This is a genomic window from Candidatus Kinetoplastibacterium desouzaii TCC079E (genome assembly GCF_000340795.1).
Classification (GTDB): Bacteria; Pseudomonadota; Gammaproteobacteria; order Burkholderiales; family Burkholderiaceae_B; genus Kinetoplastidibacterium; species Kinetoplastidibacterium desouzai.
The window spans coordinates 205,837-218,861 of record NC_020294.1 but is presented as its reverse complement, the minus strand read 5'-3'; the positions used below and the strand labels follow the sequence as shown (position 1 = coordinate 218,861).

Annotated in this window: 10 protein-coding genes; 4 read left to right on the top strand and 6 right to left on the bottom strand. The window is 29.4% G+C overall.

Annotation, left to right across the window (positions count from 1 at the left end; all coding sequences use genetic code 11):
- The first annotated feature begins 614 nt into the window (after positions 1-614).
- Positions 615-1,619: a TRAP transporter substrate-binding protein DctP gene (gene dctP, locus CDSE_RS01030; protein WP_015396158.1), complete on the top strand. Its 1,005-nt coding sequence runs from the start codon at positions 615-617 to the stop codon at positions 1,617-1,619.
- Positions 1,620-1,665: 46 nt separating this feature from the next.
- On the opposite strand, the gene radA is transcribed toward dctP, so the two are convergent.
- Positions 1,666-3,039: a DNA repair protein RadA gene (radA, locus tag CDSE_RS01025; RefSeq protein WP_015396157.1), complete on the bottom strand. Its 1,374-nt coding sequence runs from the start codon at positions 3,037-3,039 to the stop codon at positions 1,666-1,668.
- 89 nt (positions 3,040-3,128) lie between these two features.
- Here radA and CDSE_RS01020 point away from each other — a divergent pair, with 89 nt between their 5' ends.
- Entirely contained in the window at positions 3,129-3,986 is an 858-nt protein-coding gene (locus CDSE_RS01020; protein ID WP_015396156.1) for a phytoene/squalene synthase family protein, read from the top strand.
- Between the two features lie 52 nt (positions 3,987-4,038).
- Here the strand turns inward: CDSE_RS01020 and clpB are convergent, their stop codons facing one another.
- Positions 4,039-6,636, bottom strand: a complete 2,598-nt coding sequence (clpB, locus tag CDSE_RS01015; RefSeq protein WP_015396155.1) for an ATP-dependent chaperone ClpB — start codon at positions 6,634-6,636, stop codon at positions 4,039-4,041.
- Positions 6,637-6,930: 294 nt separating this feature from the next.
- Here clpB and CDSE_RS01010 point away from each other — a divergent pair, with 294 nt between their 5' ends.
- Positions 6,931-7,647 carry a helix-turn-helix domain-containing protein gene (locus tag CDSE_RS01010; protein ID WP_015396154.1) on the top strand — a complete coding sequence of 239 codons (717 nt, stop codon included), beginning with the start codon at positions 6,931-6,933 and terminating at the stop codon, positions 7,645-7,647.
- Between the two features lie 30 nt (positions 7,648-7,677).
- Here the strand turns inward: CDSE_RS01010 and CDSE_RS01005 are convergent, their stop codons facing one another.
- A complete protein-coding gene (locus CDSE_RS01005) occupies positions 7,678-8,727 on the bottom strand; it encodes a lytic murein transglycosylase (protein WP_015396153.1) in 1,050 nt (349 codons plus the stop codon).
- A 48-nt stretch (positions 8,728-8,775) separates the two neighbouring features.
- The gene (locus tag CDSE_RS01000) at positions 8,776-10,011 is read right to left on the bottom strand and encodes a cation:proton antiporter (protein WP_015396152.1); all 1,236 of its coding nucleotides are present in this window, start codon (positions 10,009-10,011) and stop codon (positions 8,776-8,778) included.
- Between the two features lie 184 nt (positions 10,012-10,195).
- Between CDSE_RS01000 and queF the strand changes: the two genes are divergently transcribed.
- A complete protein-coding gene (gene queF / locus CDSE_RS00995; protein ID WP_015396151.1) occupies positions 10,196-11,023 on the top strand; it encodes an NADPH-dependent 7-cyano-7-deazaguanine reductase QueF in 828 nt (275 codons plus the stop codon).
- A 30-nt stretch (positions 11,024-11,053) separates the two neighbouring features.
- Here queF and CDSE_RS00990 read toward each other — a convergent pair whose 3' ends face one another.
- Complete coding sequence (locus CDSE_RS00990; protein ID WP_015396150.1) at positions 11,054-12,313, bottom strand: MFS transporter; 1,260 nt, start codon at positions 12,311-12,313, stop codon at positions 11,054-11,056.
- Between the two features lie 98 nt (positions 12,314-12,411).
- Positions 12,412-12,987, bottom strand: coding sequence for a CDP-diacylglycerol--glycerol-3-phosphate 3-phosphatidyltransferase (pgsA, locus tag CDSE_RS00985; protein ID WP_015396149.1), 576 nt, complete (start codon positions 12,985-12,987; stop codon positions 12,412-12,414).
- Positions 12,988-13,025 lie beyond the last annotated feature (38 nt).

Here is a 13,025-nt window from a genome sequence, read left to right as displayed (position 1 = left end):
ATATAAAAGTTGATAAAATATAACTAAATCATTATTAATCATCATATGATTAAAAAATTAAATACATCTTTTCAGAAACAATCAAAAAATATAGAAAAAATTCGAGTAATTACAAAAAAAGAAAAAATTAAGATAATCTATAAATTATTTGATATTCTAATATTAGAATAATTGTTATCGTACAACAAAAACTTACTTTTTTACAAAAAACAATAAAAATATCTAGCTTAGCACAAGTGATCTTTGATAAAACGTAAAAAATAATTTTAATAGTTTTAATTATTATTACATCAAAGCTTGTTAGAAAATATTTTTTTGGATAATATGAACACTGTATGCAATCAAAGTTCCAAAAAAATATTTGATTAGATATTAAAAATAAGTATATAAATTAACAAATATATAATTTAAAACCGTTGGCATTTAATGCTTTATACTCAGCAAATGTCATAATTGATTAAAAAATATTTAGTTGAAAACTAATTTTAGTTTAGAAACTTATAAGGTTCGAAATCTTATAGCAAAATTTTAGAAAATATTTTAATTAGAATATTTTCTAAATCATGATTGCTTATTTTTTAGAACACTTCTTTGGATTTTTCAGGAGTAGACGAATGCGTAATGTTTGGCTTGCCAGTGTTGCGTTAGCCTTATCAGCAATAATAGCATATGCCCCAGCATCAGCTGAAAAAGATAAAACATTGACTGAGGTTAGATTGAGAATGGCTCACTCTCTTCACGGCAATTCACACTATGGTACGGCAGCGAATGCGTTCGCTGAGACTCTAGAATCTAGCAGTAAAGGTAAATATAAAGTTGTAACATTTCCTAACAATCAACTAGGATCTGAGCGAGATGTAATAGAAGGTCTACAAAATGGTAAGATTGACCTAGCTATTGTATCTACCAGTACTATCATGGATATGATTCCAGAAATAGGAATGTTTGATATACCTTTTTTAATGCATGATTTAACTCATGCTAGAAATGTTCTAGATGGCCCTGTAGGAAGAAATATTCTCGCAAAATTTCCTTCCAAAGGTTTAATAGCTTTAGCATGGGGTGAACAAGGTTTCCGTCATTTAACAAATAATGTAAGACCTGTACTAACTCCAGAAGATGCCAAGGGACTAAGAATAAGAACACCAAAAAATTCTATCCATATAGAAGGTTTCAGATATATAGGTATCGACCCAGTTCCTATGACTCTAACTGAAGCTTTTGATGAAATAAAAAGCGGAAAAATTGACGGGCAAGAAAATTCTTTGGCTGTTATACTTTTCACTCAATTATCACATACACAGAAATATTTATCTCTATCTGGTCATGTGTACGCACCAGCCCTGATATTAGCATCTGAGAAACTATACAAGAAATTACCTAATATAGATAAATCATATTTTAATAAAGCAGGAAAAGCTGCTAGTACTAGAATGAGAGATTTTGTTGATGATGTTGAAAAAAGTGGTGTGGAAAAATTAATGGAGTGCGGCATACAAGTAACTGAAGTTGATAGAGCTGACTTTGCAACAGCAATGGCTCCAGTCTACTCAGAATATTACAAAAAATTTGACAAGAAAATAGTTGATGCAATACCATTTCAACGAAATTTTGAATAAATGATATATAATAAATAGCTAGACAATATTATTTATATATCTCTAGCTATTTATTAAAAGTATTTATAACACCAATAACTTCACTAACACTACTCACTTTTATAATTTTAAGATCAGATATAATTTCTTTTGGTGCATTTTGAGTTGGTATTAACGCCGTTCTAAAACCAAGTTTGGAAGCTTCCTTTAATCTTTCCTGCCCCTTAATAGCAGGTCTGATTTCACCAGATAGTCCTATTTCCCCAAAAGCAAACAATTTTAAAGGTATCGGTAGATTCAACAAAGAAGATACTATAGCTAATAAAACAGCTAGATCAGAAGCAGGTTCTGATATCTTAACTCCCCCAACAACATTTACGAATATATCTTTATCAAATGTTGGAAATCCACCGTGTTTATAAAGAATAGCTAAAACCATAGATAATCTATTAGAATCTAAACCAACACTTAATATTTTACGTGTCGATAAAGAATATGATTTATTAACTAATGCTTGAATTTCGACTAATAACGTTCTAGATCCTTCTTGTGTGGCCATAATACAAGATCCTGGAACTTGGTTAATATGATTAGACAAGAACAAAGCAGAAGGATTAGAAACACAGCGTAACCCCTTGTCAGTCATGGCAAATGCTCCTAATTCATTTACAGCACCAAATCTATTTTTAAAAGATCTTATTAACCTAAAAGAAGAATTTTGATCTCCTTCAAAATATAGAACTGTATCTACCATATGTTCTAATACCCTAGGACCAGCTATAGTTCCATCTTTTGTAAGATGACCTACCATGAATACTATAATACCAGCCTCTTTTGCTACCCTAGTTAACTTTGAAGCACAATCTTTTACCTGAGATAATGATCCTGGTGATGAATGCAATTCATCACTGTATATAGTTTGTATTGAATCTATAACAACAATTAAAGGATTATGTAGATTTATTATATTTATGATTTGTGTTAAATTAATTTCAGCTAATAATTTTAAGTTATTATCTGAAGATAAATTAAGACGACGGGCTCTTAAAGCAATCTGTTCTACAGACTCTTCACCAGTTACATACAAAACATTATATTGACTTGATAAAAAAGATAAAGACTGTAATAATAAAGTTGACTTACCTATACCTGGATCACCTCCAATCAAGATAACTGACCCTATTATTAACCCCCCACCTAAAGCTCTATCAAATTCACTTAAGCCAGTAGAGATTCTTATTACATCTTTGGCCTCTACCTCTGAAAGAGTTTTAACAGAAGAAGTTAATGACCATGAATACTTAGATGAAGAATTATCGAAAATCTCTACTGGCTTTTCATCGAATGAATTCCAAGAATTGCATGACGAACATTTACCCTGCCATTTTAAACTTGTAGTTCCACATTGAGAACATACATATATAGACTTAGATTTAGCCATATTTTTATATAGAAATGTTAGAATTAAATTAACGATAAATCTTCATGTTTTTTAATAAAAAATATTAAATAATTTACACATCAAATTATATGGATCCAGATAAATACTGTTATCTACAAATAGCACAAAAACAATCTAGTTTATATTATGCAATTAATCTTTTAAAAAATAATCAAAAGAAAATACTATCTGCATCCTATGCCTTAAGCAAAAAAATAGAGGAAATTATATTAAGAAAAAACATAACTATAGCCTCTTATACACAACTATCATGGTGGAGACAACAAATTCTTAATATAAACACCATTCAAAATAATAATTATATTATTCAATCACTGGAGAAACATGTACAACAATATCCTAGAATAAAAGAAATACTTATTCAATATATAGATAAAATGGAAAATTTAATAGAAAAAAAATACTACCATAATATAGAAGACTTAAATAATAACTATTGGAATTCAAATATACTTATCTATAAAATTTTTGAAGAAATTAATAATTCTAACAACAATAAAACATTTGAATTAGAATTAAATAAAGCAATAACCATGACGAAAATTATAAGAAACATAGGGAGAGATAAGTTAAATGGCAATGTGTACATTCCTATCGAAGAATTAGATAATTTTAATATAGACCTAGATGAATTTTTAAATACAAAATATTCAGAGAAATTTATAAATCTAATTGATTATCAAATACAAAAAACTCTTCATATATATGAAGAAACCATAAATAAATATTCTTCAGAAGACTTGAAAATAAACACATTTCATATTTCAATAACTGCTATGTATTACGAACTACTTCAAGAGTTAAAAGCAAACAAAAGAGTAATTCTAGAAAATTTTATATCATTAAATCCTTTTAGAAAATTCTGGATTTCATGGATATCTAACATTAGAAACGGCCAAAATCTAATAAATAAAATTAAGTCATAATACACAAACAGGGCTCTCTAAAAAACAAATTTTAGAGAGCCCCCTATACCTCTTAATGATCTAACTTACTAAACACAAAATCATTGTCTTGGAAATCAATAAATATAGTATCACCAACAACATAATTGCCTTCTATTATTAATCTAGCCAATGGATTCTCAATCTTATTTTGAATAGCTCGTTTAAGAGGTCTAGCTCCAAACTGATGATCAAACCCAACATTAGATAACTCAGAAATAGCCTCATCTGAAAGATTTATATACATACCTTTATTCTCTATACGATATTTAAGTCTCTCAAGTTGAATTCTAACTATAGAATTCATATGTTTTCTTTCTAAATTATGAAAAACAACTATATCATCAATACGATTTAGAAATTCTGGCCTTAAAACCTGTTTCAATTTTTCTAACACTACCTCTCTAACATCCTCATATGTTTTCTCATGCATATTTTGAATCTCACTTGATCCAAGATTAGAAGTCATAATAATAACAGAGTTTCTAAAATCAACGGTTCTACCTTGCCCATCTGTTAAACGCCCATCATCTAAAACTTGCAGTAATATATTAAATACATCTGGATGAGCCTTTTCTATTTCGTCAAGCAAAATAACACAATAAGGTTTTCTACGAACAGCCTCTGTTAAATAACCACCTTCTTCGTAACCAACATAACCAGGAGGAGCTCCAATTAATCTAGCAACAGAATGTTTCTCCATAAACTCACTCATATCAACACGAATAATATGATCGCTAGAATCAAACATAAACTCAGTTAATGCTCTAGCCAACTCAGTTTTCCCAACTCCGGTTGGTCCTAAAAATAAGAAAGATCCAGATGGTCTTGCTGAATCTGATAACCCTGCTCGAGATCTAAGAATGGCATCTGAAACAGCCTGCACGGCTTCATTCTGACCTACAACACGAGACGACAAGAAATCATTAAGGTGTAAAAGTTTCTCTCTCTCACCCTTCATCATTTTAGAAACAGGAATGCCTGTTGCTCTAGAAACAACCTCAGCAATCTCCTCAGCTCCAACTTGAATACGTAATAATTTAAATTTACGTTCTTCGGAATTATGATTATTTTCTAACCCTGCTTCAGATGCCTTAAGTCTTAACTCCAAAGAAGGTAATACCGCATACTGTATCTCTGCTAATTTATCATATTGACCTGTTCTTTGTAATTCAGCCATTTTAGCTTTCAAATTGTCTATTTCTTCTTTAATTGCTTGGGTTCCCTGTACAGCAGCTTTCTCTGACTTCCATATGTCTTCATAATCACCATACTCTCTCTGCAATTTAGCCAACTCTTCTTCTATAAAAGACAATCTTTTTTTAGATGACTCATCTGTTTCTCTTTTAACCGCTTCTCTTTCTATTTTTAATTGAATGATTCTCCTATCTAGTTTATCCATAACTTCAGGCTTAGAGTCTATCTCCATTCTAATTCTTGAACCAGCCTCATCAATTAAATCAATAGCTTTATCAGGCAAGAAACGATCAGTGATATAACGATTAGATAATTCAGCAGCCGCAACTATAGCTGGATCAGTAATTTGTATACCATGATGTATTTCATACCTCTCTCTTAAACCTCGTAAAATAGCAATAGTAGATTCAACATCCGGCTCATCAACTAGAACCTTCTGGAATCTTCTTTCTAGAGCAGCATCTTTTTCTATATATTTTCTATACTCATCAAGAGTAGTTGCTCCTATACAATGAAGATCACCTCTAGCCAGGGCTGGTTTTAGCATATTACCAGCATCCATAGATCCTTCAGCTTTACCTGCTCCCATAATAGTATGAAGTTCGTCAATAAATATTATGTTATTACCACTATCAAGAGAAAGTTCTTTTAAAACAGATTTCAAACGCTCTTCAAACTCACCACGAAACTTCGCTCCTGCTACTAACGAAGCCATATCTAAAGAAAGAACTTTTTTCCCTTTTAAGTTATCAGGAACTTCGGAATTTACTATTCTTTGAGCAAGTCCTTCTACAATGGCAGTTTTACCAACACCTGGCTCCCCTATTAACACAGGATTATTTTTTGTTCTTCTTTGCAAAATTTGAATAGTTCTTCTTATTTCATCATCCCTACCTATTACTGGATCTAATTTACCACTACTAGCTTTAGCAGTAAGATCAGTAGTATATTTTGCTAATGAATTTCTATTTAGCTCATCATCAGAGCTATTAATACTACTAGACCCTCTCATTTCTTGAATTGCTACTTTTAATAATTCAACTTTTAGTCCTGATTCTTTCAGGGATTTTCCTAAATCTCCCTTGTCTAAAGCGATTGCCAATAAAAATAATTCACTAGATATATAACTATCATTCCTCTGATGTGCTTCTTTTTCCATAACTATCATTAGAGATTGCAGATCTCTACTAATTTGGACATTATCTATATTTTGCACTTTTGGTAATGACTTTAAAGATTTATCTAAAAAAGAGTTTATTTTTTCAATAGAGGCCCCAGATCTAGCCAACAAACTAACAGCTGATCCTTCAGAATCATTTAACAATATTTTTAATACATGTATTGGTTCTATATATTGATTGTCATTTACTACGGCCAAACTTTGGGCATCAGCAAAAACCTGCTGGAATTTTGTGGTTAATTTATCAAATCTCATATTAATAACATTAAAGTTGGGAATAAGGCATATTAAAATTACAATGTTAAATACTTAAAAAATACTTACTAAATAACTATATAGTATGAAAATCAATCACACCTCCAGCAAAAATAATATTTAAAGAACAACAAAGTTATAAATTATTAACAACATCTAATAAATTTTGCTATTTCCCCTAAAAATACTATAACCAATTAATATTACAACCAATCAAAATAAAAATCTGTTATATGTTTTACATATATGTATCATAACTAATAATTCAAGAATGCAAGAAAAAGATATATTGATATGAAAAACTTAACTTTATTTAATAAAAACACAATATCATCTAACTGTTCTTCATGCGTAATAGGTCATATATGTGCAGCATCAGGATTAGATAACATAGAAGAATTGGATAAATTGATAAATAAAAGAATACAAGTCAAAAAAAAAGAAGAACTAATAAAAAAACAACAACAAGTTGTATATGGCATCAGATATGGTTCTTTTAAAATACAAATAGATAATAAACAACCAACAAAAAAAATAGTAGAGTTTTGTTTACCAGGAGAAATTATAGGTTTAGATGATCTTATAAGTGAAAAATCTAACTCCTCAGCAATAGCTTTAGAAAACTCAGAATTATGTATTATAGAAATTAAGAATTTAGATAGATTATCTAAACAAATGCCTTTATTACAATTACAATTTCGTGGAATAATGAGCAAAGAAATAATAAAATTTCACTCATTACTATCAATAGTAAACATAATAAACTCTAAGAAAAGAATTATCGCTTTTCTTCTTGATCTATCTAGAAAATATGAACAACTAGGATATTCATCAACAAATTTTATACTCAGAATGAGTAGAGAAGAAATCGGTAATTTTTTAGGGTTAACTCTAGAAACTGTCAGTAGACTTTTAAAACAACTAATGAAAGAAAATTTAATAATAGTAAGAAATAGGAATATTATACTAAAAGACAAAGAATTACTGTATAAATACTTAAAAAATGAGTAATTATATAACTTAACAGAATATTGACTATTATTAATTTGGCCAAGATTTATAAAGAATAGCCTCTTCACCTTTAAAAAAATTACACAATAACGAAACTGCTAACGCATACCTCCTTGATCTATTATAATTAACTATAGAATAAAAATTATCACTAACTAAAAATATAGGCCCTGTACATCCTGAAGGAGCAAATATAGAAGTTTCTAAATCATTAGTTAAATTCAAAAAGAAATTTTTATTGTTCGCTCTTGTAACTCCATTTTCATACCAATATTTTAAAGTATGTTTATTTGAAGAATCTAGAAAATCAGCATAAATATCACTTGGTACATTCACTAATAACTCTTCTGGTAATAAAACCTCAATAACTGCCGGTATATTATATTGCCAACTAAAATTACGTTTTTTTAAATGATTAGCTGTAGAAGCTGTTGCGTCAAGGAAAGAATTATATAAATCTATAACACCATCCCCATCTCCATCAACAGCCAATTCGTAAAAAGATGTTGGAATAAATTGAGTCATTCCAAAAGCCCCACTCCAAGAACCAATAAAGTTATTCTTTTCAACTATACCATCTCTCAAGATCTTAATAGAAGCATAGAAGTTTTTTTTCCATAAAACATTAGATTCGGTACAAGCCCTTGTAAACCAAGCATTCAAAACATCAGTACTACCCATATTTTCACCGTAATTAGTTTCTATACCTAAAATAGCAACTAACAACTCAGGATCAACTTTATATTTATTTCCTATTTCATCTAACTGAACTCTAAAATCTTTTAATATTTCAATTCCTTTATTTAACCTTCTCTTATTAATCATTTTAGAAATATATACCCCCCAGTTTTCCTGTAGGGATTTCTGGGAATTAGATGAGGTAATTGTATAATTTAATAACTTAACATCTTTGGTGAATCTATCAAAATCATCATAAGAAACACCATTTTCTATAGAATTAGATCTTAAATTATTCAAACAATCATACGCAAGAGAATCATATGATGTAGATCCGTATGCTTGCACACAAACAAACATAAAAGATTGTATAAAAACAAGAAATATAAAACGATAGAGCATATATTTAAGTTTAATGAAATTGGAAAATTTTATATATTCAAACAGAAACTATTTATTTTTATCTAAAAACCGAACAAGCGGACCTAATGTAGTTGCTTGTATCAGCAAACTAAATATCACAACAACATATGTAACCACTATAAACATTTCTCGTCCTTCAAAATGAGGCAATGACAATGCTAAAGCAATTGAGATACCACCTCTTAGTCCGCCCCAAGTCATAATTTTTACTGTGTTTGTATTGTCTTCATTAATATAATTCAAGATGCTTATAGGAGTAACCACACTAATATACCTAGCAAATAAAACAACAAATACAGTTATAACTCCTAACCATAAATCTTGTAAATTAAAAGATAAAGCAATAACCTCTAATCCTATTAATCCAAATAGAATAAGATTAAATAATTCATCTAACAAACCCCAAAAACTAAATAAATACTCTCTATTTTCTTTCTTCTTAGATAAATTACTTCTATAACCTACTACTAAACCTATTACTACAACAGACAAAGGAGCTGATACATGCAAATGTTCAGCAATACTATATCCAGCAGTAGATAAAGCAAGGGTTGTCAATATTTCTATAGGATAACTATCTAAATCTCTTAACATTAAAGAAGCACAATAACCAGTTACCAAACCAAAAAAAACAGCTCCAAAAATTTCTTGAGCTAACGTTAGCAACATATTACCAAAAGAGAATTCTAGCGTTCCTGTAGCCAAACCTAATAAAGTTATAAATGCAACAACAGCTGTACCATCATTAAACAAAGACTCTCCAGTAATTTGAGTTTCAAGATCAGAAGAAACATTAGCATTTTTTAAAACAGCAAGAACAGCCATTGGGTCTGTTGGAGATATAAGAGCACCGAACACCAAACACCACAAAAAGCTTATAGAAACATTAAAAAGACGAACAACAAAATAAAAACCAATACCAACAACAATTGTTGATATTAAAACACCAATTGTTGCCAATAAGAACACAGGTAATTTCAAACGTCGCATTTTAGAAATGTCAACATGCATAGCACCTGCGAACAATAATAACCCCAATAGACCATGAAATACAATTTCTGAGAAATCAATCATCTCAACCAAATGTTGAGCTCTAGTTACCATTTCAGGATGAGACAAACTTAATAAAGATAAAAACACACATGCTAATAGCCCAACAGCAGTTGTTCCTAAAGTATCAGGCAATTTTATAAACATATGGTTAATATAACCAAAAATAGCAATAAGAGAAAGTAATGCTCCAACACTTTCAAACACAGTCATAATTATCCCTCAAAAATGATACATAATTTAGCAGAATTCATATTCATAAAATATCAATATATTTATATAAAACTATTATTAATTAAATATATGTTTAAAAAAAATATATAGTAATATAAGTTCAATTATTTAATTTACTAATATTCAATGAGTTATAAAAGTTTTTTATTTTAAAGATACTAAAATGAGCAAAATAGAAAACCCTCTGGGTAAAAATATAGAATATCCATCAAAATACAATCCAAATATACTATTTCCTATATGTCGAAAAAATCATATAGAAATCCCCCATATTTCATATGAAGGTTTTGATTTATGGAATGCATATGAACTATCTTGGCTAAATAAAAATGGAAAACCAGAAATAGCAATAGGAAAATTCCAATTTCCATGCAATAGTAAAAACATTATAGAATCTAAATCATTAAAAATATATTTAAACTCTCTCAATCAAACACGGTTCATTGATCACAACGATCTTCAAAAAACAATATATAAAGACTTATCTATAGCCACTGAAAGCAATGTTTTAGTGGATATTATAATGCCATCAAATTTTAAAGACATGCACATGGAAGATCTAGATGGTTTATGTATAGATAACATAAACATAGAAACCAATACATATCTACCATCTCCAGAACTTTTAAAGAACGACAATCAAAAAAATATTGCTTATGTAAATGAAACGATAATGTCTAGACTGCTAAGATCTAATTGCCCAATAACTAAACAACCTGACTGGGCATGCATTCAAATAAAATATAGAGGATTTAAGATAAATCATGAATCCCTTCTAAAATACATAATTTCCTATAGAAACCATGATGCTTACCATGAAAACTGTATAGAAAAAATATTTGTAGATATAATGCAAAACTGCAACCCAGAATTTCTAAGTGTATATGCTAAATATACACGAAGGGGTGGTATCGATATAAATCCATGGAGAACCACAAATCTACAAGAATACAACCCTATTATTAATAATACTAAAACAACACGTCAATAATGACAAAACAAGATATATCTAAGTATACTATTAACAATTAGTTTGTTTATTTGACACCCATCTAGCTAAAAAAGCAGAACAAACAAACATAGAGCCAGCTATAAACCAAGGCAACCTATATAAACCATTATCTATCATTACACCAAATATAACTGGACCGCAAGCAGAACCAACATCCATTCCGGAATAAACCACTCCATATACTATACTCGTAGAATGTTGATTTGCTATTCTTCTAACAAGCATATCTCTAGATGGAACAGCCAGACCAAAACAGAATCCCGCCAACATCATGAAAATAGTTATAAAATTCTTAGGAACAATACCTAAAGATATTGATATTAAAATTATTCCTGAAAAAACTAATGATATTAAAATATTATCATCTTTGAACTTTGCAGCAGAAAGCAACCATCCTCCAATAAACATACCAAAAGCTGAAGCAATCATGTAAATTGATAGTTTGGAGCTAGCAATAATCTCATTTAAATTATATAACTTTCCTAATAAAGGAATTGTATAATTTTGCATTGAAGATGTAGCAAGAGAAGTAATAGCAAAAAATAGAAACGCACTCCATACTAAACTATTAGTAAGAAGAATTAGTATAGAATTAAAATACTTTTTTTCTAAAACAACAACATGATTATTAGATTCTTTAATTTCTTCAACTTGGTTCTTTTCAAAGAAAATTATTTTAGATCTTAAAACTTTTGTTAAAAACAAAGTTAATGAGAATAACAAAGCCACACTAAAAGCTGATACTCTCCAATTGGTTAAAAATGTTACTGTAGTTATAAAAAGTGGTGCTAAAGCCCACCCAAAACTTCCAGACAAACCATGAATACTATAAGCATAGCCTAGTCTTTTGGCGCTCACCATTTTATTTATAATAGAATAACCAGCAGGATGAAAAACAGAATTTCCTACGCCACCTACAAAAGCCGACAACATCAGAAAAACATATCCTTGAGAAAAAGCTATCATTAAACTAGATAATAGAAAAGAACATAACCCAACAAACAAAATTTTAAAAGGACCAAACCGGTCAACTGCAACACCAGATATAACTTGACCTATACCAGACACAACATAAAATATTGAAACCAACAAACCAAGCTGAGCAAAATCTAAATTAAACTCCAAACCAAGAGCTACGTATAAAGACGGTAATAATAATTGAAAGAAATGAGACAAAGCATGAATAAATGCTATTAAAAAAATAATCATCCAATCATTTTTAATTGTCATTCTATCTTCTGATAGATCATTTTGTGAAGAATAAATCATGCTTCTAACACCACATTAAACAAAATTAATTAAGAATATACTTTAAAAAAACAAACACAAAAAATTAGAATAATCCAAACATTTGATTGAACAACCAATTAAATATTTTTATTTTTTATATTTAAAATACACCAGGCACGCCTTATATAATAAAGCATAGACCAAACAGTAAGAATTGACGCCATTATTATTAGTATATTACCAAAAAATAACAAATCAATTCCCAAAATACTTCTTCCATATAACAAACAAGGAATAGCAATCATTTGAAACATGGTTTTTATTTTGCCTATTCTATGCACAGCAACACTAGCTCTTGCTCCCATAATTGCCATCCATTCTCTCAAAGCAGAGACTGTTATTTCTCTTCCAATAATAATTAAAGTAACTAATAAATCTATTCTTCCTAGTTCTAACAGAATAATTAAAGATGAACAAACCATTAATTTATCTGCTACCGGATCCAAAAAAGCACCAAAAGAAGTTGTTTGATTTAATCTACGTGCTAACCATCCATCTAGCCAATCAGTCAAAGCTGCAAATAAAAATAACATCGAAGCAAAAAGATCTCGCATCGGCTCAGTAATGCCATTAGAACAATAAAAAAGACAAACCATCATAGGAATCAATAAAACACGCATCCATGTAAGAGCAATTGGCACATTTATTAGCATATTTTAATTTAATAGGTTAGAAATTTATTATTGAAATT